This window comes from Curtobacterium sp. USHLN213 (genome assembly GCF_037144815.1).
GTDB lineage: Bacteria > Actinomycetota > Actinomycetes > Actinomycetales > Microbacteriaceae > Curtobacterium.
Map to the genome: position 1 here is coordinate 14,907 of NZ_JBBCYQ010000011.1, position 26,003 is coordinate 40,909.

Consider the following 26,003-nt stretch of genomic DNA (forward strand, 5'->3'; position numbering starts at 1 on the left):
GACGACGGAGGAACCGTGACCGACACCGACACCGCCCGGCGGGTGACCATCCGCGACATCGCCGACGCCACCGGTGTGGCGCCGTCCACGGTGTCCCGGGCGCTCTCCCTGCCCGACCGCGTGAACCAGGCGACGCAACAGCGCATCCAGCAGGCGGCCCGGGAACTCGGCTACGTCCCGAACTCGCAGGCCCGGGCGCTCACGTCCGGCCGGACCCGCGCGGTCGCCGTCCTCGTGTCCGACATCACGAACCCCTTCTACTTCGACGTCATCCGCGGGACGCAGCACCAGCTCGCCGGTGCCGGGTGGACGCAGCTCCTCGTCGACACCGAGGAGTCCGCCGACGCCGAGATGGCCGCCCTCAGCGCGATCGCCGGGAAGGCCGACGGGGCCGTGCTCACCGCGTCGCGACTGTCCGACGCGCAGATCGCCCGGTTCGCCGAACGCACCCCGCTCGTCGTGGTGAACCGCCGGCCCGCCGGGGTCCCCTCCGTGCTCATCGACACCCCCGGCGGGGTCGAGCAGGCCGTGCAGCACCTGGTGTCCCTCGGCCACCGGGACATCCTCTACGTCGCCGGCCCGGACAGCTCGTGGTCGAACGAACGCCGGTGGAAGGCCCTCGTCCGCGTCGCCAAGCGCCTCGGCGTGCGGGTCGGCCGCGTCGGGCCGCACGCGCCGTTCGTCGATTCCGGAGCAGCGGCCGCCGACGCCGCCGTGCACGCCGGTGCCACCGCCTGCATCGCCTTCAACGACCTCATCGCGATCGGCATGCTCGCCCGACTCCGGGAGCGGGGCGTCCGCGTCCCCGAGGACATGAGCATCGTCGGCTGCGACGACATCTTCGGCGCGGACTTCTGCAACCCGCCGCTCACCACGATGACCTCGCCGATCGAGCGGGCCGGCCGGGTCGCGATCCGGATGCTCCTCGGACGGCTCGGCGCGATCCCCGCCGACGAACTGCCCGGCGAGCACATGAGCGGCGCGGTCGCGCTGCCGACCCACCTCACCGTCCGCGAGTCCACCGGTCCCGCACCCGTCCCCCACGCGTCATGAAGGAGTCGACGATGACCCAGACCACCACCGCCACACCGCTCGCCCCGCACCCGGACCGGCTCTTCGCAGCCGACCCGGGAGCGCGAGCGGTCGCCCGCACGGTCTACGACGCCGTCAAGGACGCGCCGATCATCTCCCCCCACGGGCACGTCGACGCCGCCCTCATCGCGGACGACCAACCGTTCGAGGACCCCGCGTCGCTGCTCATCACGCCGGACCACTACGTCCTGCGGCTCCTGCACGCGAACGGTGTCGGACTGGAGGCGCTGGGTCGCGTCGACCTGTCGGGAACCGGCACCGTGCCTCCAGGACGATCCATCTGGCGGAACTTGGCCGAGCACTGGGACGACTTCCTCGGCACCCCCGTCCGCTACTGGTTCGAGACGGAGCTGCACGACGTCTTCGGACTGACGGAGCAGCCGTCGGCCGCGAACGCGGACGCCCAGTACGACCACATCGCCGAGCTCCTCACCACGCCCGCGTTCCGTCCGCGCGCCCTGTTCGACGCCTTCGGCATCGAGGTCCTCGCGACCACGGACGCGCCCACCGCCGACCTCGCCGCGCACGCGCGGCTCGCCGCCGACCCCACCTTCACCGGCCGGGTGGTCCCCACGTTCCGCGCGGACGCCGTGTTCGACCCGTCGGGGTCGGACTGGAGGCACGTGGTCGCGTCGATCGGTGAGGCCGCCGGCATCGACACGGGAACCCACGACGGGCTGTTGGCGGCTCTGCGCGCACGTCGCCAGTACTTCGTCCAGCACGGTGCCACCGCCACGGACACCGGGGTCCTCGACGCCGGGTCCACGCCGCTGTCGGCCTCGGAGCGCTCGCGGATCCACGCGGCCGCGATGCAGGGTCCGTCCGCTGTGACCGCGTCGGAGGCCGTCGCGTACCGCCACGACATGCTCTACCGGTGGGCCGAGATGAGCGTGGAGGACGGTCTCGTCATGCAGCTCCACCCCGGGGTGCTGCGGAACCACCACACCCCCACGCTCGAGCGCTTCGGGCCGGACACCGGGCACGACCTGCCCGCGGTCGGGTCCTTCACCGAACCGCTGCGGCCGCTGCTCGAGTCGTTCGGGACCGCGCCGGGGTTCCACCTCGTGCTCTTCACCGTCGACGAGACCGTGTTCTCCCGCGAGATCGGCCCGCTCGCCGGCTTCTACCCCGCCGTGTACGCCGGCGCTCCCTGGTGGTTCATCGACACCCCCGCGGCGATCGGCCGGTACCGGGCGGCCATCACCGACTCGGCGTCGTTCACGAAGACCTCGGGGTTCATCGACGACACCCGGGCGTACTGCTCGATCCCGGCGCGGCACGACATGGCTCGCCGAGCGGACGCGGCCTACCTGGCGTCGCTCGTGGTCACGCACGAGCTGTCCGAGGAGGACGCGGTGCGGACGGCGCGTCGGATCGTGTCGGACATCCCGAGGGCGACGTTCAAGCTCTGAGGCGGCGGCTTCGGGCCGGGCCGCTGTGTGCGAGGTTCCGTGATCGGTGGGACGCTCGCGGCGTCGCACGCAGCACGGAGCCTCGCACCGTGCGGATCTGTGTCACACGAGTTCGGCACCCGATCCTCGGAGGAGGTCGAGGGACCGCCGGATCTCGGCCTCCGCCGCGTCCGGAGTCGGGGACCAGTTGCACTCGAGTGAGACCGGACCGCGGTAGCCACCGTCGTGCACGGCCGCGAGGAAGTCGCGCCAGACGTCGTCGCCGCCCTCGGCACCGAGCGGGCGACGGTCGCGATCGCTGACGTGCACGTGGCCGATGCGGGCGCCGTGCTCCCGGAGGACGTCGAGCGACTCCCCCTCGTTCCGGATGTGGAACAGGTCGGCGACGACGTCCACCCCGTCGACGGCCGCGTCGTCCAGGAACCGGACGGTCTCGGCGACGGAGTGCAGGACGTTCGTCTCCGAACGGCTCAGCGGCTCGAGCACGATGCGGAGGTCGTTCGCCGCGGCGGTGTCCCGGGCTGTGCGGAGCACCTCGGCGAAGCGGCGGTGGGCCTCGGTCTCGGGCATGCCGTCGGGTGCCGTGCGTGCGGTCCCCGAGCCGAACACGATCTTCGCGCCCGGGTCGGCGACGGAGTGGACGATCGGGAGGACGGCCTCGAAGTAGTCCCGGACCGCGTCGGGGTCGGCGGTCAGCAGCGGGAGGTCACCGGGGACGAGGATCGCGAAGGACGGGAAACGGTCGCCGGTGTAGCCGTCGTCGAGCACCCAGCCGCCGCCGTGGCCGTGGCCGCCGTCGTGGCCGTTCGGCCGGATCGCCAGGTTGCCGGCGATCGTCGGCTCCACGTGGTCGGCGCCCGCGCGACGGACGGCCTCGGTCAGTGCTGCTCCGGCGACGACGCCGAATCCGGTGAAGGACATGGGGTCCATGCAACTCGGGGTGCGGCGGTCCGGCAGTCGTTGCCGTCCGTTGCCACGGGTCCGGTCAGTCGGCGGACTCGACGAGCTCGGAGAGCGCTCGGGCGATCTCGGGCACTGCGTCGAGGCACCCCTCCGCGATGGCGACGATGAACTCGTACGCCTGGTCGTTCGTCGCGGTCAGCCGCCGTCCGTTCACGCTGAGGAAGACGACGAGGAGCATGAGCCCGACGCGCTTGTTGCCGTCGACGAGGGCGTGGTTCCGCACCGCCGAGTGCACGAGCGCCGCGGCCTTCTCGACGATGGTCGGGTAGGCATCAGCACCGCCGACCGATGTCGCCGGCCGCGCGACGGCGGCTTCGAGCAACCCGACATCGCGGAGGAGGAATCCGTCGCCGAGCGTCCGACGAGCGATGTGCAGCGCTTCGTCGGTGGTGAGGTGGATCACCGACCGAGCCGTTCCAGCGCCTCGGCGTACCGCGGGAGTTCGCGGTCGAGGATGCTGTCGATCAGGTCGCTCCGGCTGTGGTGCTCGATGTACTCACGGATCGCGGCCCGGGCGATCTCCTGCATCGAGCGCTCTTCGAGATCGGCGCGCTTCCGCAGCGCGCTCGCTTCGTCGTCGTCGAGTCGGAGCGTCATGGCCATGCGGTTGATGGTATCACTCGTGATACCTGCAGCGAGGAGGCTGGTCACGGGCGCCAGCCCGGGGTCACGAGGCCGGTCTCGTAGGCGAAGACGACGAGCTGGGCGCGGTCGCGGGCGCCGAGCTTGATCATCGCCCGGGAGACGTGGGTCTTCGTGGTCATCGGGCTGACGAAGAGGTGCTGGGCGATCTCGGCGTTCGTCATGCCGACGGCCACGAGCTGCATGACCTGACGCTCGCGGTCGGTCAGGACGCCCAGCTCCGGCGCGAGGGACGACGGCTTCGCGTGGGTGGCGTACGCCTCGACCAGGGAACGGGTCGCCCGGGGCGAGAGCAGGGACTCCCCCGCGACGACGGTCCGGATCGCCCGGAGCAGCTCGGCCGGTTCGGTGTCCTTCACGAGGAATCCGGCAGCGCCACCGCGGATCGCCTCGAACACGTAGTCGTCTTCCTCGAAGGTGGTGAGGATGACCACGTGCACGCCCCCGAGTTCGGGCTCGGCCGAGATCCGTTGCGTCGCCACGAGCCCGTCGGTGCCCGGCATCCGGATGTCCATGAGGACGACGTCGGGGCGTTCCCGCCGTGCGACGTCCACCGCGGCGTCGCCGTCGCCCGCCTCGCCGACGACGGTCATGCCGGGTTCGGCGTCGACGAGTGCGCGGAGCCCGGCGCGGACGAGCACCTGGTCGTCGACGAGGAGCACGCGGATCGGGTCCGGGGCGATGCTGGCCGTGGTCATCGGGCGTCCTCGGGGTCGGTGCCGACCACCGGGAGGCGCGCTGCCACCCGCCAGCCGCCGTCGGTCGTCGGTCCGGCGGACAGGGTGCCGTCGACGGCGTTCGCACGTTCGCGCATCCCGATGATCCCGTTGCCGGTCGGGGCGAGCGGCTCGGTGGAGCCGACGTCGGCCACCCGCGGCTGGGACGGGCGGTCGGCGACGACGAGGTCCACGACGTCCGGGCCGATCGAGATCGACACGTCGGCCCGGTGTCCGGGGGCGTGGTTCATGACGTTCGTCACCGACTCTTGCACGATGCGGAACGCGTTCCGGTCCGTGATGCCGTGCACCGCCGATCGGTCGCCGTCGACGGCCAGGGTGACGTCGACGCCCGCGGCACGCGCTCGTTCCACCAGGTCGGCGACGCGGTCGAGGCCGGCGGTCGGGGCGCGCTCCGCCCCCTCGCGGTCGGGCGCTCCGTCGACCGAGCGCAGCACGCCGAGGATCGTCCGGAGTTCGACGAGGGCGTCGCGGCTGGAGTCGCGGATGTTCGCGAGAGAGTCCCGCGTCTGGTCCGGCAGGTCGGCGCCGAGGTGGAGGGCGACCCCGGCCTGGAGGTTGATGAGCGACATGCTGTGGGCGACCGAGTCGTGGAGCTCGCGGGCGATCCGCACCCGTTCGTCGGCGGCACGGCGCCGGTCGGCCTCGGCGCGCTGACGACGGCGTTCCGCGACCCGTTCGAGCCGGACCCGGACGAGTTCGGACACGGCGATGGTCACGGTGGCCCAGGCGATGCAGAGCAGCACGGCGCTGAGGTCGAGCACGGACGAGCGGCCGAGGACGGCATCGGCGGTCGGGAGCACGACGACGGCGAGCGCCGCCGAGGCGACGACCCACCAGCGGTGTCCGCGGAGCCACGCGTTGGCGAGCGCCATCGTCAGCGCGGCGACGAACGGCCCGCGCGGACTCACGACGAGGGCGTACCCGATCGTGGTCGCGAGGGTCAGGAGCAGCACCGACCGTGGCCACCGCCAGCGCCACGGGAGCACCACGACGCCGGCCACGAGGAAGCCGATCGCGAGCGGGCCGAGGTGCACCGGCTCGACCGCACCGGTGAACGCGTGCCGTGCCCAGGGTGGGCCGGCCGAGTCCGTCCCGACACCGGGTCCGTCCAGCACGCGCGATGCGAGCAGCGTCCCGACGATCTGCAGGAACGCCACCGGCAGGACCCGACCGACCCGGGCGAAGCGACGGCGCCCGACCCAGCGGGTGTCGTCGCTCGCCCGGTCGGCGAGGGTCGGGGTGGTGTCCATGGCTCGAGCCTAGGGTCGGCTGCCGCCCGCGGCATCGGGCGTGCGCACGACCTGTGGACTACTCCCGCGGGAGTAGTCGGGTGTGGAGGAGGACGTGCACTACGACTGCGGGAGCAGGCGGAAGTGGGGCTGCGGGACGGACGCGCGCCGCGCCTCCTGGACCGAGTCTTGGACGGTCGTGACAGCGACGCCGAACCGACCACAGGAGGTCACCATGCTCACCACCATCGCCGCCACCGCTCCCTACTGGCACGGCGGCGGGTTCCCGTTCCCCGTCTTCCCCGCGTTCTTCTTCGTCGCGTTCCTCGTCGTGTTCCTCGTGTTCGGCGTGCTCCGGCGCGGCAGCTGGCGGGCGCGGTCGGACGCCCGCTCGGTGCTCGCCGACCGGTTCGCCCGCGGCGACATCGACGCCGAGGAGTACCGGTCGCGGCTGTCCGAGCTCAGCCGGAAGTGACCGAGAGCGCGGAGAGGATCGCCGTCACCGTCTCGTCGACCGAGCCCTCGATCGATACGGTGACGGCGGCCTCATCCGGCTGCGGTCGCTCGAGCGTCGCGAACTGCGAGTCGAGCAAGGAGCTCGGCATGTACTCGTGGTGACGGTGCGCCTGGCGGTCGGCGATCAGGTCGTGCGAGCCGTCGAGGAAGGCGATCACGAGGGTCGGCGCCGAGGCGCGGAGACGGTCGCGGTAGACACGCTTGAGCGCCGAGTTCGCCATCACGCAGCGGTGGCCGGAGTCCTCGACCTCGGCGATCCGCGCGGCGCAGGCGTCCAGCCAGGGCCAGCGGTCCTCGTCCGTGAGCGGGATCCCCTGCCGCATCTTCTCCTTGTTCGCGGCGGGGTGCAGGTCGTCCGCGTCCACGAAGACCGTGGGCTGAGCCTGGGCGGCGAGGGCGTCGGCGAGGGCCTGCCCGATCGTCGACTTGCCGGAACCGGAGACCCCCATCACGAGCAGGGGCGGGAGGACAGCGCGCTCGGTCATTCCTCCACCGTATTGGGCCGGTGAACAGTCGTCCCCAGTTGCCGTAACACCCGGGCGGTCCCAGGCTGCGGACCGTAGGTTGGTGCCGAACGTCAGGACGAAGGAGACCTCGTGGCAGAGAACAACGGACAGGCGAACATCGGCGTGGTCGGTCTGGCGGTGATGGGTTCGAACCTCGCTCGGAACCTCGCCTCGCGGGAGGGCAACACCGTCGCGGTCTACAACCGCACGTACGCCCGCACCGAGGAACTGCTGAACGAGCACGCGGACGCCGGCTTCATCGCGTCCGAGTCGATCGACGACTTCGTGGCCTCGCTGTCCAAGCCGCGCACGGCCATCATCATGGTGCAGGCGGGCAAGGGCACCGACGCGGTCATCGAGCAGCTCGCGGAACGGTTCGAGGACGGCGACATCATCGTCGACGGCGGCAACGCCAACTTCCACGACACCATCCGCCGCGAGCACGACCTGCGCGACAAGGGTCTCAACTTCGTCGGCACCGGTATCTCCGGCGGTGAAGAGGGTGCCCTGAAGGGGCCGTCGATCATGCCCGGCGGTTCGAAGGAGGCCTGGGAGACCCTCGGCCCGATCCTCAAGTCGATCGCCGCCGTCGCCGAGGGCGAGCCGTGCGTGACCCACATCGGCACCGACGGTGCCGGCCACTTCGTGAAGATGGTGCACAACGGCATCGAGTACGCCGACATGCAGCTCATCGCCGAGTCGTACGACCTGCTCCGCCGCGTCGGCGGGCTGTCCGTCGAGGACCTGGTGAAGGTGTTCGACGAGTGGAACGGCGGCGACCTCGAGTCCTACCTGATCGAGATCACCGTCGAGGTCCTCAAGCAGCAGGACGCCGACACGGGCAAGGCCCTCGTCGACGTCATCCGCGACGAGGCCGGGTCGAAGGGCACCGGCGTGTGGACCGTGCAGAACGCGGTCGGCCTCGGCATCCCCGTCTCCGGCATCGGCGAAGCGGTGTTCGCCCGCGCGGTGTCGTCCAAGCCGGTCCAGCGCGCTGCGGTGCAGAAGGCCTTCCCCGACCGTCCCGCCATCGCCGAGGTCCCGGACGGGTTCGAGGACGACGTCCGCGCGGCGCTCTACGCGTCGAAGGTCGTCGCGTACGCACAGGGCTTCGACCTCATCATCGCCGGGGCGAAGGAGTACGGCTGGGACATCAACCTCGGCAACATCGCGAAGATCTGGCGCGGCGGCTGCATCATCCGCGCGCAGTTCCTCAACCGCATCGTCGAGGCGTACGACAAGAACCCCTCGCTCGAGTCGCTGCTGGTGGACCCGTACTTCGCGAACGCCGTGCAGGAGGGCGAGGCAGCGTGGCGTCGCATCGTCGGCATCGCGGCGGCGTCGGGGATCCCGGCGCCGGGGTTCGGGTCCGCGCTGTCGTACTTCGACTCGCTCGCCTCCGACCGCCTGCCCGCCGCGCTCATCCAGGGGCAGCGGGACTTCTTCGGCGCGCACACCTACCAGCGCATCGACAAGGACGGCACCTTCCACACGCTCTGGTCGGACGACGACCGGCGTGAGGTCGAACAGGAACCGTCGACCCACTAGGCAGCGGCGACGACCGCACCACGAGAGGGCCTCGCCGATCGGCGGGGCCCTCCGTGTTCCCCGCCACGCGCCACGCGCTACGCGCTACGCGCTACGCGACGATGCGTTCGCGCGCGAGGTCGGCCACGAGCCGCTCCATCCGTGGGCCCCGGCCCAGCATCCGCCGCGAGCCCGGCGCCGCACGGACGAAGAACGTCGCCACCGCTGTCGTGTCGTCGGGCCGGACGTAGTGCATGGCGATCGCCCACGACCGACCGTCGCCGTGCACGTCCTCGAGGCCAACGTGCACCATCCGGCTCCACCGGATCACGAGCAGCCGGGTCGCACGACGTTCCTCGAGTTCCCACAGCGAGGCCTCGGTCGCACCGAAGGCCCACGTCACCCGGTGCCCGAGCGCGACGTCCGGCCGGACGGACTCCACCGATGCCCGGAGCTCCGGGGTCGGTGCCGCCGGGACGAGCCACACCGTCGGGTCGATCCGGCGGATCGCGAGGGCCAGGGCTTCGTCCTCGTGCCGCCGTCGGAGCGACCAGCCCCGCAGCACGGCACCGGCGATCACGAGGAGGCCGACACCGATCACGGCGACCTCGGCGATGCCGAAGAAGGTCAGGTCGGCGTCGGGCGTGGTGGACACCACGATGATGCGTGCCGTGAGCAGGGCCGCCCACACGCCGACGATGATCCAGCGCAGCACCAGGAGACGTCGTGCCTGCGACATCGGGTGGCGGTCCCGTCGCCGGGCGCGACCGAAGCGCGGGACACGATCGGGACGCCTCAGCACCCCTCGATCCTCGCATGCTCCACCCGCGACCGGCTGGCCGGCACCGGTGAACGCCCGACGAACCGGCGGCCCCGCTCATGCGGGGTACGGGTCGTCCACGGGCGCGGACACCGCCGGCTCTGTCCACCGCATGCACGACTGTCAGCACACACGCGGCACGGTCGACCTACGCTCGGCCCGTGACCACTGACCTCGCGCCCGCCCCCGTGGCGGTCTCGCGCCCCCGCCTGCTCGCGGCCGCGACGGGCATCGTCGCCGCGCTCGCATTCTTCGCCGCCGCGGAACTCGGTGCCCTCGTCCTCGGTGGTGCCGGCAGCCCCCTCGTCGCGGTCGGTTCGGCGGTCATCGACCTCGCACCCCCGGGCGCGAAGGACCTCATGGTCACGCTGTTCGGCACCGGCGACAAGGTCGCGCTGTTCGTGCTCATGGCGGTCATCGTCGCCGTGGTCAGCGCCGGGGCGGGCATCCTCGAACGCGCCCGCCCGCCGTTCGGGGCCCTGGTCTTCGCCGTGGGCGGTGCCCTCTCGCTCCTGGCCGTCACCACCCGTTCCGGCAGCGGCACGCTGGACGGGGCTCCGTCCGTGCTCGGGGTCGCCGCGGCCGTCATCGTGCTCCGGCTGCTCACCGCCAGGCTCCGCCGGTGGGAGTCGGCAGCCGCCGTGCCCTCCGCCGCGCCCAGACCCGCCTCTGCGGAACGTCGCGCCTTCCTGGTCTGGGGTGTGACGGCGGCGGCCGTCGCGGTCGTGGTGGGCGGCGCCTCCCGTCTGGGCACCGCCGCCGCGCAGGCGACCGCTGCCGCACGCCGGGCCGTCCGGCTGCCGGCCCCGGCGACCACCGCACCCGCGGTCCCGGCCGGGGCGTCGCTCGACGTCGAGGGCATCACGCCCTACGTCACCCCGAACAGCGACTTCTACCGGATCGACACCGCGCTGCGGGTGCCGTCGGTCGACACCGCCGACTGGAAGCTCCGCATCCACGGAGCCGTCGACCACGAGGTCGAGCTCACGTGGGACGACCTGCTCGCCCTCCCGCTCGAGGAACACCACGCGACGCTGAGCTGCGTCTCGAACGAGGTGGGCGGGGACCTCATCGGCACCGCACTCTGGCTCGGCTACCCGATCCGGAAGCTGCTCGAGCGCGCCGGGCCCCACGCGAGCGCCGACATGGTGCTGTCGCGCAGCATCGACGGGTTCACGGCGGGCACGCCCCTCGACGTCCTGCAGGACGACGGCACGGCCGCGCTGCTCGCCGTGGGGATGAACGGCGAGCCGCTGCCGCCGGAGCACGGGTTCCCGGTGCGCATGGTGGTCCCGGGGCTCTTCGGCTACGTGTCCGCGACGAAGTGGGTCACCGAGCTCGAGGTCACGCGGTTCGCCGACGCCCAGGGCTACTGGACGCCGCGCGGCTGGTCGGAACGCGGTCCGGTCAAGCTGGAGTCGCGCATCGACACCCCGCGTGCGGGCGCGACGGTCGACGCCGGTTCGACGGTGGCGATCGCCGGGGTCGCGTGGCAGCCGCAGACCGGGGTGAAGGGTGTGCAGGTCCGGGTCGGGGACGGCGCGTGGGAAGAGGCGACCCTCGCGGACTCCGTCTCGGCCGACACGTGGCGGCAGTGGGTCTACCGGTGGACGCCGACGAAGGGGTCGCACCGCATCCAGGTCCGCGCGGTGAGTGCGGACGGCGAGGTGCAGACGAGCGTCGAGCGGCCCCCCGCTCCGAACGGGGCGTCGGGATGGCACACGGTCGAGGTCCGCGCGGCCTGAGACGGTGTGGACCGTCCGTCGTCACGGACAGGAGGCGCGGCGCGCCTCGACGACGCGGGTCACCTCGACGGCGCGGATCGTCTCATGCGGGACGCGTCGCCACGACACAGGTCCCGTCGACCTCGTCGTCGGACTCGACGGCCACCGCGAGGCCCGCAGCCTCGAAGACGGCCGCCGACGTCGGTGCCTGCGCAGCCGACACCTCGATGACGACCGCACCCCCGGGTCGGAGCCACTCCCCCGCCCCCGACGCGATCCGCCGGTGCAGGTCGAGCCCGTCCACCCCGCCGTCGAGCGCGACACGGTGCTCGTGGTCGCGGGCCTCCGACGGCATCATCGGGATGGACCCCGTCGGCACGTAGGGCGCGTTCACGGCGATGACGTCGACGAGCCCGCGGAACCGGTCGGGCAGCGGCGCGAAGAGGTCCCCGGCGACGACGATCCCGCGGTCGCCGATGTTCTCAGCAGCGACGTCGACCGCCGCCGGGTCGATGTCCGCCGCGACGAGGTCGAGGGCACCGACACGACCGAGGAGCGCGACCGAGATCGCCCCGGCACCGCAGCAGAGGTCCACGACACGGTCGTAGCGGTGCAACCGGCGTGCGGCCTGCTCCACGACGACGGTGGTGCGGGCCCGGGGCACGAAGACGCCCGGCGTCACGCGGAGGCGGTGCCCGTCGAACGCCGCCCAGCCGAGCACGTACTCGAGCGGTTCGCCGCCGAGCCGTCGCTGCACGAGCGCCCGCAGGCGAACCGCGTCACCGTCGCCGGCCTCGAGCAGGAGGTCCGCCTCGTCCTCGGCGAAGACGCTGCCCGCGGCCCGGAGCCGGGCCGCGAGCGCGTCGCGCACGGGTGCGGTCAAGCGGCGCCGTCGAACATCGAGGTGACCGACCCGTCGTCGAAGACCTCGTGGATGGCGCGGGCGATGAGCGGTGCGATCGGCAGGACCTCGAGGCGGTCCCAGCGCTTGTCCTCCGGCAGCGGCAGGGTGTCGGTGACGACGACCCGGTCGATGAACTCGCTCTGGAGCAGCTCCGTCGCGGGGTCGGAGAACACCGCGTGCGTCGCCGCGACGACCACGCCGGTGGCACCGGCGGCCTTGAGCGCCTCTGCTGCCTTGGCGATGGTGCGGCCGGTGTCGATCAGGTCGTCGACGAGCAGGCACACACGACCCGAGACGTCACCGACGATCTCGTGCACGGACACCTGGTTCGGCACGAGCGGGTCGCGGCGCTTGTGGATGATCGCGAGCGGCGCGCCGAGCTTCTCCGACCAGATGTCGGCGACGCGCACGCGGCCCATGTCCGGCGAGACGACCGTCAGCGTCGACGGGTCGAGGGTCTGCTGGAAGCGCTCGAGCAGGACCGGCATGGCGAACAGGTGGTCGACCGGGCCGTCGAAGAAGCCCTGGATCTGTGCGGCGTGCAGGTCGACGCTCATGATGCGGTGCGCACCAGCGGCCTTGAACAGGTCGGCGACGAGTCGCGCCGAGATCGGCTCGCGACCACGGCCCTTCTTGTCCTGCCGCGCGTACGGGTAGAACGGCGCGACGACGGTGATGCGCTTCGCCGACGCACGCTTCAGGGCGTCGACCATGATGAGCTGCTCCATGAGCCACTCGTTGATCGGCGCGGTGTGGGACTGGATGACGAACGCGTCACAGCCGCGGACCGACTCGTCGAAGCGGGCGTAGAGCTCCCCGTTCGCGAAGGTCCGTGCATCGGTCGGGACGAGGTCCACGCCGAGTTCCTCGGCGATCTCGGCCGAGAGCGCCGGGTGTGCTCGCCCTGAGACGAGGACGAGTCGTTTCTGGCCGGTCGTTTTGATTCCGGACAAGTGCGGTGCTCACTCCCTGACCCCGCGGGGCCGTGTTGATCGGCCCGAGAGCCGTCAGATCTGTTCGCCGTTCGCGCGCCGAGCGGCCTCGGCAGCCGGCGAACCGGGTCGGTGTTCCTCGACCCATCCGTCGGTGTTGCGCTGTGGGGCGTAGCTGATCGCCAGCGACCCGGCAGGGACGTCCTTGCGGACGGTCGTACCCGCGCCGGTGTACGCTCCGTCACCAATCCTAACCGGGGCGACGAACACGTTGTGCGACCCTGTACGGACGTTCGAGCCGACCTCGGTCCGGTGCTTGTGCACCCCGTCGTAGTTCGCCGTGATCGTGTTCGCGCCGATGTTCGAGTCCTCGCCCACCTCGGCGTCGCCGATGTACGACAGGTGCGGCACCTTGCTGCCCCGGCCGATCGTCGCGTTCTTCGTCTCGACGAAGGTGCCGATCTTGCCTCCGTCGCCGAGGATCGTGCCCGGTCGCAGGTAGGCGAACGGTCCGACGGAGGCGCCGTCACCGATCACCGCGAGGGTCGCGTCGACGCGGTTCACCACGGCGCCGACGCCGACCTCGGTGTCGCGCAGGGTGGTGTCCGGCCCGACGACCGCGCCCGATGCGATCGCGGTGGCGCCGATGAGCTGGGTGCCCGGGAGGACCTCGGCGTCGGGTTCGATCGAGACGTCGAGGTCGATCCACGTCGTCGCCGGGTCCTGCACCGTGACGCCGGCGAGCTGGTGCCGACGGACGATGCGCGCGTTCAGCACCCGCGCGGCGTCGGAGAGCTGCGCCCGGTCGTTGATGCCGGCGACCAGCCACGGGTCGGTCAGCGTGACGACGTCGATGCGCGCGCCCCGCGCCCCGATGAGTGCCGGCGCGTCGGTGATGTACTTCTCGCCCTGCGCGTTCGCCGTGGTGAGCGACGGCAGGACCGCACGGAGGTGCGTGACGTCGAAGGCGTAGATGCCCGCGTTGGCCTCGGTGATCGTGAGCTGCTCGGCGGTCGCGTCCTTGTGCTCGACGACCCCGACGAACGCGCCGTCGGCGTCGCGGACGATGCGGCCGAGGCCGGTCGGGTCCGGTGCGATCGCGCTCACGAAGGTGGCGCCGTTGCCGCCGCCGACGTGGGCGTCCACGAGTGCTCGGAGCGACGCCGCGTCGAGCAGCGGCACGTCGCCGGACAACACGACGACGGCGCCGTCGAAGTCCGCCGGAAGCGCCTGCACCGCGACCTCGACCGCACGGCCGGTACCGGGGACGTCGTCCTGGTCGACCACGATGGCGTCGGGGGCACGCTCGGTGACCTCGGCCGCGACGAGCTCCCGTTCGTGCCGCACGACGACGGCGACGTGCTCCGGCTCGAGGGACGACGCCGTCCGGAGCACGTGCGCGATGAGCGGCAGCCCGGCGAGGCGGTGCAGGACCTTCGGAGTGGACGACTTCATGCGCGTGCCCTGCCCGGCGGCGAGGACGACGACGGCGATGCGCTGGTCGGTCATGGCTCCATCCTGGCGCACGCTCGCTGCGGAGTCCGGCGGAACCGCGCCAGGGGCGCAACCGTGCGCGGAACCGCAGCCGGCGGGCGGGCCGGCACCGCGCCTCCTGGCACCGCCCGACGGGAGGCGTCAGCCGAGGTCCGCCGCGTCACCCGTGCCGCAGTGTGAGACCGCGGCGAGCGAACTGCGCGTGGTCGCCGCCCCGAACTGGATGCGTTCGACGTCACCACCGGCCCCCTTGACGACGAACTGTCGACTGCCGTCGTTGAGCGAGGACTCCGAGTACTGGACGGTCAGCCCGTCCGCAGCCCACGACCGGCCGACGGTCTGCACCGCGGCCTGCGGATCGGGCAGACCCGCACCGATGCGGGTGAGGTTGTCGAGCGCTCCGGAGGTGCCGTCACCGAGTCGACACTCCTGGGCGTAGGCGTTCTCCTGTGCGTCATCCCACAGGACGCCCGAGGTCCGCATGGTCGAAGCGACGTACGCGGAAGCGAGATCGCGCTGGTGCTGGACGGTCGGTGTGCTCGGTGTGCTCTGCACCGGGGTGCCGCCGGTCGGCGGAGCGGAACACGCGGCGAGCGTCAGTGTCAGGGCGAGCAGGGTCCCCGCTGCCGCGCCTCGGGCGCGTCCGCTCACCGTCTCGGTCCCGTCGGATGTCGAAGGAGTCCGGCTGCGAGGCGCGCGGTCAGCCGAGGTCCGCTGCGTTCCCGGTGCCGCACTTCGACACGCCGCTCATGGTGGTCTTGGTCGTCGCCGCGCCGAACTGGATGCGCTCGACGGCGCCGCCGCTGCCGTTCACCAGGTACCGCTTCGCACCCGACGTCATCTCGTCCGTCGAGTACTCCACCTTCAGCCCGTCCGTCACCCAGGCCGTGCCCACCGCCTTCGTCACGGCCTCCGGGTCGTCGACGCCCGCACCGGTCCGGACGATGTTGTAGAGCGCGCCCGCCGAGCCGTCCGCGAGCACGCAGTCCTGCGCGTACTCGTCGGACTGGTCCGCGTCCCAGTCGACCCCCGAACGGCGCATCGTCTCCTCGACGTAGTCTGCCGCCTGTCGGCGCTGGTGCTCTGCGGTCGGTGCAGCCTGCACGGTGTCCTCCTTGGTCGGGGTGCCCGCCGCGCAGCCCGCGAGCAGGATCGCGGCGAGCAGCACCGTCCCGATCGTCGTCGATCGTCTGATCACAGTGACGGTCCCATCATGTTGTCGAGCAGGGTCTTGTCATGATCGCTCAACCCGGCGTCGTCAGCGGGCGTCATGCCGACCCCGTCGTGCATCGTGGCCCTCGCGACGTTGTTCAGGGACTCGGTTCCGAGGTTGAAGTAGCCGGTCCCCCCGCCGTAGCCGATCGGGTCGTGCATCGTGACCCCGGCGCCCTCCGACGGGTCCCCACCGTTCGTCCCGAAGGTCGTGGCGCCGAACGACGCGTCCATCGGGTCCGCACGACCGCTGCCGAGCCGGCCGAGCCACGCGTACTGGTCGCGTGGGTTGTCGTTCGGGTCCGCCGTCGGCAGCCCGGACGTCCCCTGTCCGGCGTAGACGTGGTCGGCGTCGATCCCCTTCGCACCACCGACGTCCCCTTCGATGCCGGCGGAGGCGACGGCCACGAAGTTGTCGACGTGCACGACCGTGCCGTGCAGCGCGTCGGCGCCGGTCGTCGTGCCGTACGAGTGTCCGACGACGTTGAGTGTGGGATGGTCGGTCCGCGCTGCCTGGAAGCCCGACAGGTCGTCCGCGAGGCGGGTCGCACCCGCTCGCGCCGCGTCGCCGTGGAGCACGCCCCAGGAAGCCGGCGGGGCCGGGGGTGCTTCGTAGTTCATCCAGGCCACGACAGCGTGCGAGGTGCCCGAGTCGTCGAGGTCCTCCTGCGCCCGCCAGAGGTTCTGCGCCCCGGTCGTCCACCCCGAGGTGTCCTTCGTGGTGGTCCCCATCCCGGGCACCATGTACGTCACGTTCTCCGCGGTGTCCACGTCACCGACCGCCACCGCCGCGAGCGGCGGCTGGTGGTCGGTGGCGAGGGTGAGCAGCGCGCGACCGGGCTTCGCCGTCGACGCCAGGGTCTTCTCGATGTTCCGGTACGCGTCGAGGTTCGCCTGCGCCGCCTCGATCGACTGGTCCGCCGCCTGCGACGCCGGCCACCCGAGCCCCACGCGCCGGTCCTTCGCGTCCGCGAGGTCCTGCTCGGCCTGGGCCACGGCCGACACGAGCGTCATCCGGTTCGCCCGGTCCCGCGCCCAGGCCGGCAGCCCCGCGAGGTTGCCGACGACCGCGGGCAGCGATGCGATGAGCGCGTCCTGGGCGGCGCTGTGCTCGGCGCCGGTCGTGTCCTTCCCACCGCCCAGGGTCTTCCAGAGCGCGGCGACCTCGTCGGGCGACATGTCGGCGATGCGGTCGGCGAGGTTGCGGTCGAGCATCAGGAGCGCGCCGAGTTCGGTCGGCGACAGGCCCGCGAGCATCGACGCGAGGTCCTCGTCGGTCGCGCCGACGCCACGTCCCTCGATGCTGCCGAGGCGTCCGAGCGTCTCGGGGCCGGTGATCACCCGGAGCAGCGCCTGGTCGGCCGTCGTGCGGTCCTGCACGAGCTGCTCCCACTGCGCGTCGAGCGCTGCGGACCGGTCGCCGGCGTCGGCGATCGCCCGCTCCGCGTTCGCGAGGCTCGTGGCGTCCGCCTCGGTCGCGTCGTCGGCCTTCGCGGCGGAGCGGAGCGTCGGCAGCGTGAGCTGCTGTCCGGCGAGCTCGGCCGCGACGGTCCCGCGCTGCAGGCGGATCGCGTCCGCGTCGTCCTTGATGCGCTGGACGTCCTTCGCGTACTGGTCGAAGGCGTCCCCGGCGGCGTCGAAGAGCGCCACGAGGCCGGACGCGCTCGGCCGCATCTCGTCGAGCAGCGCCGCGAAGCGGGTCTGCGCGTCGCCCTTCCACGTCGGCGATGCGGTGACGTCGGACGCCGAGGCGATCTTCGCCAGGGCGTCCTGCACGGCGTCGGCCCGGTCGTGCCAGTGCTTCCCCAGGGCGGTGATGCCGGCGGGGTCGCCGACGTCTGGCTCTTCGCCGCTCACTTGCCGTCCGCCTGCTTCGCGAGGGCGGCTTCCTGCGCGTCGACCTGCGCACCGAGGTCGTGCGGGAAGGTCGCGGCCTGCTCGAGGGCCGCGTCGACGGCGTCGATCATGCCCTGGTGGGCGAGCGACAGGCCGGCGGTGCGGCTGACCACCTCGGTCACGCCGAGGCAACCGGTGTCGAGGCCGGTGAACCGGGCGGTGTCCGCACCGAGTGCCGTCCGGGCGTCGGTCAGCGCGGTCGCGACCGCCGCGAGCGTCTCGGACTCGATCCGCAGTTCTGCGGCCCCCATGTGTTCCCCCCGTCGTTCCCCCGTGGACGTCGGAGACGATAGCACCACGGTCTCCGACACGCTCGGACTCAGCGCCCGCCCACCGGCTCCCGCCGCACGAACGCCATGAGCACCAGCCCCGCCACCAGCACCACGACGACCCCGAGGATCCCGTACCGCGTCGACCCGCCGACGGTCACCGCCACCCCGAAGAGCGCCGGCGCGAGGAACGACGCCGCGCGCCCGGTCGTGGCGTACAGGCCGAAGAGCTCGCCCTCGCGGCCGGGCGTCGCCAACCGCGCCAGGTACGCTCGCGAGGACGACTGGACCGGCCCGACGAACAGCGCCAGCGTCAGGCCGAGGACCCAGAAGCCCGCGGTGACGTTCCCCACCGCGAACACGCCGATCCCGCACACCGCGAGCCCGACGAGCGACACCGTGATGATCGCGCGTGAACCGAACCGGTCGTCGAGCCTGCCGGACAGGAACGTGGCGATGCCCGCGACGATGTTGGCCGCGATGGCGAAGAGGATCACCTGCGACGGGCTGAAGCCGAACACCTGCGCGGCGACGATCCCGCCGAAGGTGAACACGGCGCCGACGCCGTCGCGGAACACCGCGCTCGCCAGCAGGAACGCGAGGACGTTCCGGCGCTCGCGCCAGAGCCGGGCGATGTCCCGCCCGAGGTCCCGGTACGCCCCGAGCAGGCTGCCGGCGCGCGAACGGTCCGGCGCGGCCTCGGGGACGGTGACGAACAGCGGGATCGAGCTCACGGCGAGCCACACGGCGGCGATGCCGATCGCGACGCGGACGTCCCACTGCCCCGAGGCCACGGTCGCCGGCAGCTGCAGGAGCCCCGCGACGTCGCCTCCGCCGAAGTCCTGGATGCAGAGCACGAGCAGGACGACGAGCAGCACGATGCCGCCGAAGTACCCGGCCGCCCAGCCGATCGCCGAGACGCGTCCGGTCTGCTCCCCCGACGCGACCTGTCCGAGCATCGCGTTGTAGCCGACGCTCGCGATCTCGTAGGCGACGGTCCCGATGCCGAGCAGGGCCGCCCCGAGCAGCAGGTACGGCTGGCTCGGCGCGACGAACACCATGCCGCCGATCGAGAGCGCGATGCCGATCGTGGCGATGAGCACCGACCGGCGCCGGTGCCCGGACGTGTCCGCCAGGCGGCCGACCGCCGGGGCGACGAGCGCGACGACGATGCCGGCGATCGTCAGTGCCGTCGAGACGACGGCCGCGTTGTGCGCGAGCTCCCGCTCGACGACCGCCTTCCCGGCGGCGGACGTGTCGGCGACGAGCGCCGGGTCGACGAACGCGCGGCTCGCCAGGTAGGTGCTGAACACGAAGGTCGTGACGACCGCGTTGAACGCCGCGGATCCCCAGTCCCACAGTGCCCAGGACACGAGGGCGCGGCGGTCGGTGCGCTGCGGCACGGCAGCCGCGGGTGAAGCCGTCATGCGCGAACCGTAGCGCGTCCGGGTGTCGCGACGGTGGCCCCAGAGGGGACCACAGGACGGACGGGAGGGACGGTGGGGGCCCGACCCGTCCCTCCCGTCCGTCGTCCGGTCACGTCGCGGACGGCGCGCCACCCGGGTAGACGACCGACTTGAGCGACTCGGGGTCGGTGTCGCTCTCGAGGGCCTCGCGGACGTCGTCGAGGCCGAAGCGGCCCGTGACGAGCGAGTCCAGGTCCACCTGTCCCGACGCGACCAGCTCGATCGCGACCGGCCAGGTGCCGGTGTACCGGAAGATCCCGGTGACCGTGACCTCGAGGTTCTGGATGTGCTCGACCGGCAGCGTCATCTCGGAGTTGCCGAGCCCGACGAGGACGGCGGCCCCGGCCGGTCCGACGGCCTTGATGCCGTCGGAGACGGCCCGCGGTGCACCACTGGCGTCGATGAAGGCGTCGAACGGCGGCAGGTCGGACGCCACGGAGACCACGGTGGGGTCGACGGTCTCGCTCGCGCCGAAGGAGAGCGCACGCTCGCGGCGCTCCGGGACGAGGTCGCTGATGACGATCCGCGAGGCGCCGAACGCCCGCGCGGCCTGCGCGCAGATGATGCCGATCGGACCGGCCCCGGCGATGAGCACGCTCGACCCGGGGACGATCCCGGCCTTGCGGACCGCGGCGATGCCGACGGAGAGGGGTTCGAGCAGGGCTCCGGCCTCGAACGACACCGAGTCGGGCAGCGTGTGCGCGAACTCGGACTCGATCGTGACGAACTCGGCGAACGCCCCGTCCACCGGCGGCGTCGCGTAGAAGCGCATGTGCGGGCAGAGGTTGTACCGCCCGGCGAGGCACTGGGCGCAGCGGTGGCACGGTCGCTGCGGCTCGATCGCCACGCGCTCCCCGACGCGGGACGGGTCGACGCCCTCGCCGACCGCGGTGATCGTGCCGGAGAGCTCGTGGCCGAGCACGAGGGGCTCCTCGACGACGAAGTCCCCGATCCGGCCGTGGCGGTAGTAGTGCACGTCGGAGCCGCACACGCCGACCGCGGCGACCCGGACGAGGACGTCGCCGGGGTCGACCGCGGGGACAGGGCGGTCCTCGACGGTGAGGTCCTGGGTGCCGAGCAGCACGCTGACGCGCTGGGTGGAGGTCATGCGGTTCTCGCTTCCTCGGCCGCGTCGTCGCGGCCGGACGGGTGGGTGGTCGTGGGGGTGGGTGTGGCCGGCACCGCGTCGGTGATCCGGTCCGGGTCGCGCAGCAGGGCGCCGAACGCGATCTCGGCGGCCCCGTGCACGAGCACGTCGGACCCGAGCGCAGCCGGCACGATGCGGAGGCGGTCGGCGGTCCCGGTCATCGACTGCGCTCGGACGTCGTCGAGGATCCGGTCGCCGACGTGGTCGAGCAGCACGCCGAGGAAGCCGCCGAGCACGACGACCGACGGGTTCACGGTGTGGATCGCGTTGCGGAGGGCCGTGGCGAGGGCTGCCACCTGGCGGTCCACGACCCGTTCGACCTCGGGTCGGCCCTCGGCGAGCGCCGCGGCGAGGGCGACCAGGTCGTCCGGAGCGGTCCCGGCCGCGGTCGCCAGGGCGTCACGGGAGGCCTCGGTCTCGAGGCAGCCGACGGCACCGCAGTGGCACCGGATGCCGTTCGCCGCGACGAAGGTGTGTCCGAGCTCGCCCGCGTACCCGTCGGCACCGCTCAGCGGTCGGCCGGCCGTGATGACCCCGCCGCCGATGCCGCTCGCGCCGCCGTTGAGGTACACGAGGTCGTCGACGCCCCGGCCGCTGCCGGCGAGCCGTTCCGCCCAGGCACCGACGTTGGCGTCGTTCGCGGCCCGAACCGGCAGCCCGGTCCGTTCGGCGAGGGGCCCGGCGAAGGGCGCGTCGTGCCAGCCGAGGTGCGGTGCGTACTGGACGGTCCCGTCCTCCACCCGGACCGTCCCGGGCACGGCGACCCCGATCCCGACGAGCCGGAGCGTCGCGGTGCCGGCCGACCCCGGACGGATCCGGTCGAGCAGCCCGGCGACGGTCTCGACCGCTTCGCCGGGCGTGGGCGGACGGTGCTGCGGTTCGACGAGGCGGCTCCGCACCGTGCCGTCGAGCCCGACGAGGGCGACCGAGACGGCGTCGACCTCGACCGTGACCGCGGCGGCCACGACGTCCGGCGCGGCCCGGACGACCGGACTCGGCCGCCCGACGCCGGTCCCCGGTGCACCGGCTGCTGGGAGGTCCTCGTGGAGGAGGCCGCGGTCGACGAGTTCGCCGACGAGCGCGAGGGTCGTCGAGCGGTTCAGGCCGGTGCGCCGGGTGATCTCGGCGCGGGTGATCGGCCCCTCCTCGTGGACGAGCCGGAGGACGCGCGCCGCGTTGCCCGGCGCGGGCGAAGACGCGGGCAACGGCGTCGCGGCGGTCGTGCTCGTCATCGGTCCCTCGTCGTGGTCGGTGGGCGGGTGGGTTGGCGCCGGCCCGAGTCTCGGGCCGGCGGACAGTTTCGCGGACTCCGCGCCGCGAAACCGTCCGCGTGGCCGAGTCTCGGCGCCGCGGGCCGCGCTACCGCGAGCGCGAGAACGCCGCGTCGAACGCGGCCTCGGGCGGCGCGATCGTCCCGAGCTTCCGGACGAACGCCAGTGCCTCCGGTCCGCCGACGAGCCGGTCCATGCCGGCGTCCTCCCACTCGACACTCGTCGGCCCGGCGTACCCGATGTGGTTCAGCACGCGGAACACCCGCTCCCACGGCACGTCCCCGTGCCCGGCGGTGACGAAGTCCCACCCGCGCCGGGGGTCGCCCCACGGCAGGTGCGACGACAGTCGTCCGTTGCGCCCGTCGAGCTGCTTCACCGACTCCTTGCAGTGCACGTGGTACACCCGGTCGGCGAAGTCGAGCAGGAACGCGGCGGGGTCGAGGTCCTGCCAGACGAAGTGCGACGGGTCGAAGTTGAACCCGAACGCGGGGCGGTCGGCGAACACCTCGAGCGTCCGCTTCGCCGTCCAGTAGTCGTAGGCGATCTCGGAGGGGTGCACTTCGAGCGCGAAGCGGACGCCGACCTCCTCGAACACGTCGAGGATCGGCGACCACCGATCGTGGAAGTCCTGGTACCCGGCGTCGATCATCGACGCGGGCACGGGTGGGAAGCCCGCGACGGTCTTCCAGATCGAGGATCCGGAGAACCCGGTGACGGTGTCGACCCCGAGCGCCGCGGCGGCACGCGCGGTCCACTGCAGTTCCTCGGCGGCACGCTGCCGGACGCCCTCGGGGTCGCCGTCGCCCCACACGTGCGGCGCGAGGATGTCCTCGTGCCGCTGGTCGATCGGGTCGTCGCACACGGCCTGGCCGGTGAGGTGGTTCGCGATCGTCCAGACCTGCAGCCCGTTGCGCTCCAGGATCGCCCTGCGGTCCGCGACGTACGCCGGGTCCGTCGCGGCGCGCCGGACGTCGAGGTGGTCGCCCCAGCAGGCGATCTCGAGGCCGTCGTACCCCCACTCGCCGGCGAGACGTGCCACCTCGTCGAAGGGCAGGTCGGCCCACTGGCCGGTGAAGAGGGTGACCGGCCTGGAGGCGCGGGTCGTCCCCGCCTCGTCGGTTCCGTCCGTCGTCGTCATCGTCGTCGTCCTTCCTCGCTGCGTGTGCTGGTCACCATGATCCCGGGGTCGCGCCGGCGGGAACCGTCTCCGGCCGGTCGACGCGGGACGCCACCGTGACGACCGTGTGCTCCCGCGAGGCGGTCTGGACGGCCTCCATGACCTCGAGCACGTGGAACGCGAGGTCCCCCGACGCCCGGTGCGGCCGGTCGGTCGCGATCGCGTGCGCCATGTCCGCGAGTCCGTACCCGCGGCCGGCGTCGGCGTACCCGGCCGACACGGGCAGCTCGCGCCACTCGCGGTCGTCGGCCGTCGCGATCGACACCGGGTCCGAGAAACGGTTCGGGTCCGGGACGGCGAGACTGCCCGCGGTGCCGTGCACCTCGAACAGCGGTGCCCGGGTCGCCCACACCTCGAACGAGACGGTGACCGTGGAGACGACTCCGCTGGCGTGTTCGAGCACGGCGACGACGTGGGTGTCGACGTCGACGGGGATCGGTGCGCCGGCGAACGGCCCGGTCGCGATGGTCCGCTCACGAGTGGACCGGGTGGCGCTCCCGCTGACCCGGGCGACGGGGCCGAAGAACTGCACGAGGCTCGTCAGGTAGTACGGCCCCATGTCGAGCAGCGGGCCGCCGCCGGGCTGGTAGTAGAACGCCGGCGCCGGGTGCCAGAGTTCGTGCCCCGGGGCGCTCCACGACACCGCGGCACCGACCGGGTCGCCGATCAGCCCGTCGTCGAGGGCTGCGCGCGCGGTCTGGATCCCCGTCCCGAGCACCGTGTCCGGCGCGCTGCCGACCCGCAGGCCCGATCGTGCGGCCAGTTCGAGCACCGGTGCGGCCTCGGCCGTCGCGAGTGCGAGCGGCTTCTCGCCGTAGACGTGCTTGCCGGCGTCGAGGGCCCGGGTGGCCACCTCGGCGTGCGCGGCCGGGATCGTCAGGTTGAGCACGACGTCGACGTCGTCCGCGGCGAGGAGCTCGTCGACGCTCGTGCCCCGGACACCCTGGGCGTCACCGACCGACCGGGCACGGTCGACGTCGAGGTCCGCCACGGCCGTGAGCGCCAGGCCGGGCAGCGCCGGGAAGTGCTCGAAGTACTGCTGGCTGATGTTGCCGACACCGACGACACCGACCCGCAGTGCCGGACCGTTCACCGGGCTGCCCACAGGAGTCCCCTCTCGATGATCGTGCGGAGCGGCTGCGACTCGACGACCTCGAGCCGGTGCCCGGGTGCCGAGACGAACACGCGTCCCTCGCCCCACTGCCGGGTCCAGATCGCCGGCGCCGTGACCGGCCGGTTCCAGGCGTCGAAGTCCCGCGCCTCCTGCGTGGTCGTCGCCAGCACGTCGTTGTACTCGTCGGAGAGCACCCAGTACTGCTCGGTCACGAGGTCGAAGTCCTCGATGCCCTGCGTGATCGGGTGCTCGTGCCCGAGGTCGGTGATGTGCACCGTGTACGGGATGTAGTTGTCGGACTGCTCGCCGGTGCGCTCCGACGGGTGCTTGCCCGCGTGGTGCGCGAACTGGCCGCCGATCATGTGGAGGTAGTCGGCGGTGTTGCGGAACGCGTCCGCGATCCCGCCGTGCCAGCCCGCGAGGCCGGCGCCGCCGAGGACGGCCCGCTGCAGCCCGGCGAACTCGTCGTCGGCGATGGTGGACATCGTGACGACCTGCACGATCAGGTCGACGTCCGCCATGACCGACTCGTCGGCGTACACCGCGGTCGAGTCCGACACCTGCACGTCGAACCCGTTGTCCCGCAGGAACGGCACGAACGCGTCGGTGGTCTCGACCGGCATGTGCCCGTCCCACCCGCCGCGGACGACGAGGGCGTGCTTCGTCGGAGCCACTCAGATCACCGTCCAGGCGCTGCCGTCGGCGGCGCTCCGCTCGACCGCGTCGAGGACCCGCTGCACGTGCAGCCCGTCCTCGAACGACGGCGACGGGTCGGTGCCCGCGACGATCGCCTCGACGAAGTCCTTCACCTCGTGGCTGAAGGTGTGCTCGTACCCGATGAGGTGCCCGGTCGGCCACCAGGCGGCCATGTACGGGTGCTCGGGCTCGGTGACGAGGATCCGCTGGAAGCCCTGCTCCCCCGCGGGTGCGGTGGCGTCGTAGAAGCGCAGCTCGTTCATCGACTCGAGGTCGAACTGGATCGCGCCCGCCGACCCGCTGATCTCGAGCGTGAGGCCGTTCTTCCGGCCGGTCGCGTAGCGCGTCGCCTCGAACGTGCCGATCGCCCCGTCGGCAGCGCCACCGGCGAGCCGTCCGAGGAAGAAGGCGGCGTCGTCCACGGTGACCTGCCCGCGTTCGGTCGAGGCGGTGCCGGACAGCCCGACACCCTCGGCCATCAGCGGACGTTCGGTCACGAAGGTCTCGAGGGTGCCGGACACGGTCGACAGCTGTGCGCCCGTGACGTGCTCGACGAGGTCGATCGCGTGCGCGCCGATGTCGCCGAGCGAGCCGGAGCCGGCGAGCGCCTTGTCGAGCCGCCACGTCATCGGGCCGTCCTCGTCGGCGAGCCAGTCCTGCAGGTAGAGCGCGCGGACCTGTCGGACGGTGCCGAGCCTCCCGTCCTCCAGCAGCCGCTTCGCGAACGCGATGGCGGGCACCCGGCGGTAGCTGAAGCCGACCATCGCGCGGACGCCGTCCGCCCGTGCGGCGGCCGCCGCCGCGGTCATCGCCTCGGCCTCGGCGACGGTGTTGGCGAGGGGCTTCTCGCACAGGACGTGCTTGCCGGCCTCGAGCGCCGCGATCGCGACCTCGACGTGGGACGAGCCGGGCGAGCAGATGTCGACGACGTCGATGTCCGGGTCGGTGACCACGGCGCGCCAGTCGGTGGACGCGGCCTGCCAGCCGTACTGCTGCCGCGCCGCCTCGGTCCGTCCTGGGTCACGGCCGACGATGACGGCCATCTCCGGTTCGACCCCGAGGTCGAAGAACCTCGGTGCGGTGCGCCACCCCTGTGAGTGCGCGGCTCCCATGAAGCCGTGGCCCACCATGGCCACTCGAAGTCGGTCCTGTGCCATCCGCTCGCTCCCTTGCGATCACGTCCTTGCCAGAGTCAACACTACCGCTTATGTTGGGCGCGGCAACATTTTGTTTCGACGACGAACGGTGACCACC

At 72.5% G+C, this 26,003-nt stretch carries 26 protein-coding genes; 5 read left to right on the forward strand and 21 right to left on the reverse strand.

Annotated elements, in window-relative coordinates; translation table 11 throughout:
* Positions 1 to 15: 15 nt before the first annotated feature.
* The gene (locus tag WFH25_RS14790) at positions 16 to 1,053 is read left to right on the forward strand and encodes a LacI family DNA-binding transcriptional regulator (protein WP_070416787.1); all 1,038 of its coding nucleotides are present in this window, start codon (positions 16 to 18) and stop codon (positions 1,051 to 1,053) included.
* Positions 1,054 to 1,064: 11 nt separating this feature from the next.
* Positions 1,065 to 2,504 (forward strand): glucuronate isomerase, encoded by a 1,440-nt coding sequence (gene uxaC, locus WFH25_RS14795; protein WP_336698349.1) that lies wholly within the window; start codon positions 1,065 to 1,067, stop codon positions 2,502 to 2,504.
* 102 nt (positions 2,505 to 2,606) lie between these two features.
* Here uxaC and WFH25_RS14800 read toward each other — a convergent pair whose 3' ends face one another.
* The 5 genes from WFH25_RS14800 to WFH25_RS14820 form a co-directional block, all read right to left on the reverse strand.
* Positions 2,607 to 3,425, reverse strand: coding sequence for a sugar phosphate isomerase/epimerase family protein (locus WFH25_RS14800; RefSeq protein WP_336698350.1), 819 nt, complete (start codon positions 3,423 to 3,425; stop codon positions 2,607 to 2,609).
* Positions 3,426 to 3,489: 64 nt separating this feature from the next.
* On the reverse strand, positions 3,490 to 3,870 hold the full coding sequence (locus WFH25_RS14805; protein ID WP_336698351.1) for a type II toxin-antitoxin system death-on-curing family toxin: 381 nt from the start codon (positions 3,868 to 3,870) through the stop codon (positions 3,490 to 3,492).
* On the reverse strand, positions 3,867 to 4,070 hold the full coding sequence (locus WFH25_RS14810; protein ID WP_305739221.1) for a ribbon-helix-helix protein, CopG family: 204 nt from the start codon (positions 4,068 to 4,070) through the stop codon (positions 3,867 to 3,869). The genes WFH25_RS14805 and WFH25_RS14810 overlap by 4 nt, the downstream gene beginning before the upstream one ends.
* Positions 4,071 to 4,114: 44 nt before the next feature.
* Complete coding sequence (locus WFH25_RS14815; protein ID WP_336698352.1) at positions 4,115 to 4,807, reverse strand: response regulator transcription factor; 693 nt, start codon at positions 4,805 to 4,807, stop codon at positions 4,115 to 4,117.
* Complete coding sequence (locus WFH25_RS14820; protein WP_336698353.1) at positions 4,804 to 6,099, reverse strand: sensor histidine kinase; 1,296 nt, start codon at positions 6,097 to 6,099, stop codon at positions 4,804 to 4,806. The genes WFH25_RS14815 and WFH25_RS14820 overlap by 4 nt, the downstream gene beginning before the upstream one ends.
* Positions 6,100 to 6,313: 214 nt before the next feature.
* Here WFH25_RS14820 and WFH25_RS14825 point away from each other — a divergent pair, with 214 nt between their 5' ends.
* A complete protein-coding gene (locus WFH25_RS14825; RefSeq protein WP_070416791.1) occupies positions 6,314 to 6,553 on the forward strand; it encodes a hypothetical protein in 240 nt (79 codons plus the stop codon).
* Here WFH25_RS14825 and WFH25_RS14830 read toward each other — a convergent pair.
* The gene (locus WFH25_RS14830) at positions 6,540 to 7,079 is read right to left on the reverse strand and encodes a gluconokinase (RefSeq protein WP_336698354.1); all 540 of its coding nucleotides are present in this window, start codon (positions 7,077 to 7,079) and stop codon (positions 6,540 to 6,542) included. The genes WFH25_RS14825 and WFH25_RS14830 overlap by 14 nt on opposite strands.
* A 111-nt stretch (positions 7,080 to 7,190) precedes the next feature.
* On the opposite strand from WFH25_RS14830, the gene gndA reads away from it, so the two are divergent.
* Positions 7,191 to 8,648, forward strand: coding sequence for an NADP-dependent phosphogluconate dehydrogenase (gene gndA / locus WFH25_RS14835; RefSeq protein WP_336698355.1), 1,458 nt, complete (start codon positions 7,191 to 7,193; stop codon positions 8,646 to 8,648).
* Positions 8,649 to 8,739: 91 nt separating this feature from the next.
* On the opposite strand, the gene WFH25_RS14840 is transcribed toward gndA, so the two are convergent.
* Positions 8,740 to 9,366 (reverse strand): hypothetical protein, encoded by a 627-nt coding sequence (locus WFH25_RS14840; protein ID WP_139199359.1) that lies wholly within the window; start codon positions 9,364 to 9,366, stop codon positions 8,740 to 8,742.
* A 242-nt stretch (positions 9,367 to 9,608) separates the two neighbouring features.
* Between WFH25_RS14840 and WFH25_RS14845 the strand changes: the two genes are divergently transcribed.
* Positions 9,609 to 11,192, forward strand: a complete 1,584-nt coding sequence (locus WFH25_RS14845; RefSeq protein WP_336698356.1) for a molybdopterin-dependent oxidoreductase — start codon at positions 9,609 to 9,611, stop codon at positions 11,190 to 11,192.
* 82 nt (positions 11,193 to 11,274) lie between these two features.
* Here WFH25_RS14845 and WFH25_RS14850 read toward each other — a convergent pair whose 3' ends face one another.
* The 14 genes from WFH25_RS14850 to WFH25_RS14915 form a co-directional block, all read right to left on the reverse strand.
* Entirely contained in the window at positions 11,275 to 12,054 is a 780-nt protein-coding gene (locus tag WFH25_RS14850) for a putative protein N(5)-glutamine methyltransferase (protein WP_336698357.1), read from the reverse strand.
* Positions 12,051 to 13,028 carry a ribose-phosphate diphosphokinase gene (locus WFH25_RS14855; RefSeq protein ID WP_022907051.1) on the reverse strand — a complete coding sequence of 326 codons (978 nt, stop codon included), beginning with the start codon at positions 13,026 to 13,028 and terminating at the stop codon, positions 12,051 to 12,053. The genes WFH25_RS14850 and WFH25_RS14855 overlap by 4 nt, the downstream gene beginning before the upstream one ends.
* Before the next feature lie 54 nt (positions 13,029 to 13,082).
* Positions 13,083 to 14,516, reverse strand: a complete 1,434-nt coding sequence (gene glmU / locus WFH25_RS14860) for a bifunctional UDP-N-acetylglucosamine diphosphorylase/glucosamine-1-phosphate N-acetyltransferase GlmU (protein WP_261645683.1) — start codon at positions 14,514 to 14,516, stop codon at positions 13,083 to 13,085.
* Positions 14,517 to 14,642: 126 nt separating this feature from the next.
* Positions 14,643 to 15,152: a hypothetical protein gene (locus tag WFH25_RS14865; protein ID WP_336698359.1), complete on the reverse strand. Its 510-nt coding sequence runs from the start codon at positions 15,150 to 15,152 to the stop codon at positions 14,643 to 14,645.
* Between the two features lie 49 nt (positions 15,153 to 15,201).
* Positions 15,202 to 15,699, reverse strand: a complete 498-nt coding sequence (locus tag WFH25_RS14870) for a hypothetical protein (RefSeq protein WP_336698360.1) — start codon at positions 15,697 to 15,699, stop codon at positions 15,202 to 15,204.
* Positions 15,696 to 17,570: an alpha/beta hydrolase gene (locus tag WFH25_RS14875; RefSeq protein WP_336698361.1), complete on the reverse strand. Its 1,875-nt coding sequence runs from the start codon at positions 17,568 to 17,570 to the stop codon at positions 15,696 to 15,698. The genes WFH25_RS14870 and WFH25_RS14875 overlap by 4 nt, the downstream gene beginning before the upstream one ends.
* Positions 17,567 to 17,860, reverse strand: coding sequence for a hypothetical protein (locus WFH25_RS14880; RefSeq protein WP_070416800.1), 294 nt, complete (start codon positions 17,858 to 17,860; stop codon positions 17,567 to 17,569). The genes WFH25_RS14875 and WFH25_RS14880 overlap by 4 nt, the downstream gene beginning before the upstream one ends.
* A gap of 68 nt (positions 17,861 to 17,928) precedes the next feature.
* Positions 17,929 to 19,305 carry an MFS transporter gene (locus tag WFH25_RS14885; protein WP_336698362.1) on the reverse strand — a complete coding sequence of 459 codons (1,377 nt, stop codon included), beginning with the start codon at positions 19,303 to 19,305 and terminating at the stop codon, positions 17,929 to 17,931.
* 109 nt (positions 19,306 to 19,414) lie between these two features.
* Positions 19,415 to 20,452 carry an NAD(P)-dependent alcohol dehydrogenase gene (locus tag WFH25_RS14890; RefSeq protein ID WP_336698363.1) on the reverse strand — a complete coding sequence of 346 codons (1,038 nt, stop codon included), beginning with the start codon at positions 20,450 to 20,452 and terminating at the stop codon, positions 19,415 to 19,417.
* The gene (locus WFH25_RS14895; protein WP_336698364.1) at positions 20,449 to 21,723 is read right to left on the reverse strand and encodes an ROK family transcriptional regulator; all 1,275 of its coding nucleotides are present in this window, start codon (positions 21,721 to 21,723) and stop codon (positions 20,449 to 20,451) included. Before WFH25_RS14895 ends, WFH25_RS14890 begins: the two co-directional genes overlap by 4 nt.
* A 127-nt stretch (positions 21,724 to 21,850) precedes the next feature.
* Entirely contained in the window at positions 21,851 to 22,900 is a 1,050-nt protein-coding gene (locus WFH25_RS14900; RefSeq protein ID WP_336698366.1) for a sugar phosphate isomerase/epimerase family protein, read from the reverse strand.
* Positions 22,901 to 22,931: 31 nt separating this feature from the next.
* The gene (locus WFH25_RS14905) at positions 22,932 to 24,044 is read right to left on the reverse strand and encodes a Gfo/Idh/MocA family protein (RefSeq protein ID WP_071295274.1); all 1,113 of its coding nucleotides are present in this window, start codon (positions 24,042 to 24,044) and stop codon (positions 22,932 to 22,934) included.
* Positions 24,029 to 24,676: a ThuA domain-containing protein gene (locus WFH25_RS14910; RefSeq protein ID WP_070419197.1), complete on the reverse strand. Its 648-nt coding sequence runs from the start codon at positions 24,674 to 24,676 to the stop codon at positions 24,029 to 24,031. Before WFH25_RS14910 ends, WFH25_RS14905 begins: the two co-directional genes overlap by 16 nt.
* A gap of 51 nt (positions 24,677 to 24,727) precedes the next feature.
* Entirely contained in the window at positions 24,728 to 25,906 is a 1,179-nt protein-coding gene (locus WFH25_RS14915; RefSeq protein WP_336698367.1) for a Gfo/Idh/MocA family protein, read from the reverse strand.
* Between the last annotated feature and the right edge of the window lie 97 nt (positions 25,907 to 26,003).

What these genes read in the sequence shown, in the direction of transcription:
- WFH25_RS14820 (WP_336698353.1), bottom strand. Translation starts at nt 6,099, where the DNA reads ATGGACACCACCCCGACCCTCGCCGACCGGGCGAGCGACGACACCCGC.
- WFH25_RS14830 (WP_336698354.1), bottom strand. Translation starts at nt 7,079, where the DNA reads ATGACCGAGCGCGCTGTCCTCCCGCCCCTGCTCGTGATGGGGGTCTCC.
- WFH25_RS14810 (WP_305739221.1), bottom strand. Translation starts at nt 4,070, where the DNA reads ATGGCCATGACGCTCCGACTCGACGACGACGAAGCGAGCGCGCTGCGG.
- WFH25_RS14825 (WP_070416791.1), top strand. Translation starts at nt 6,314, where the DNA reads ATGCTCACCACCATCGCCGCCACCGCTCCCTACTGGCACGGCGGCGGG.
- glmU (WP_261645683.1), bottom strand. Translation starts at nt 14,516, where the DNA reads ATGACCGACCAGCGCATCGCCGTCGTCGTCCTCGCCGCCGGGCAGGGC.
- WFH25_RS14910 (WP_070419197.1), bottom strand. Translation starts at nt 24,676, where the DNA reads ATGCCGGTCGAGACCACCGACGCGTTCGTGCCGTTCCTGCGGGACAAC.
- WFH25_RS14890 (WP_336698363.1), bottom strand. Translation starts at nt 20,452, where the DNA reads ATGACCTCCACCCAGCGCGTCAGCGTGCTGCTCGGCACCCAGGACCTC.
- WFH25_RS14900 (WP_336698366.1), bottom strand. Translation starts at nt 22,900, where the DNA reads ATGACGACGACGGACGGAACCGACGAGGCGGGGACGACCCGCGCCTCC.
- WFH25_RS14840 (WP_139199359.1), bottom strand. Translation starts at nt 9,366, where the DNA reads ATGTCGCAGGCACGACGTCTCCTGGTGCTGCGCTGGATCATCGTCGGC.
- WFH25_RS14880 (WP_070416800.1), bottom strand. Translation starts at nt 17,860, where the DNA reads ATGGGGGCCGCAGAACTGCGGATCGAGTCCGAGACGCTCGCGGCGGTC.
- WFH25_RS14895 (WP_336698364.1), bottom strand. Translation starts at nt 21,723, where the DNA reads ATGACGAGCACGACCGCCGCGACGCCGTTGCCCGCGTCTTCGCCCGCG.
- WFH25_RS14915 (WP_336698367.1), bottom strand. Translation starts at nt 25,906, where the DNA reads ATGGCACAGGACCGACTTCGAGTGGCCATGGTGGGCCACGGCTTCATG.
- uxaC (WP_336698349.1), top strand. Translation starts at nt 1,065, where the DNA reads ATGACCCAGACCACCACCGCCACACCGCTCGCCCCGCACCCGGACCGG.
- WFH25_RS14800 (WP_336698350.1), bottom strand. Translation starts at nt 3,425, where the DNA reads ATGTCCTTCACCGGATTCGGCGTCGTCGCCGGAGCAGCACTGACCGAG.
- WFH25_RS14815 (WP_336698352.1), bottom strand. Translation starts at nt 4,807, where the DNA reads ATGACCACGGCCAGCATCGCCCCGGACCCGATCCGCGTGCTCCTCGTC.
- WFH25_RS14885 (WP_336698362.1), bottom strand. Translation starts at nt 19,305, where the DNA reads ATGACGGCTTCACCCGCGGCTGCCGTGCCGCAGCGCACCGACCGCCGC.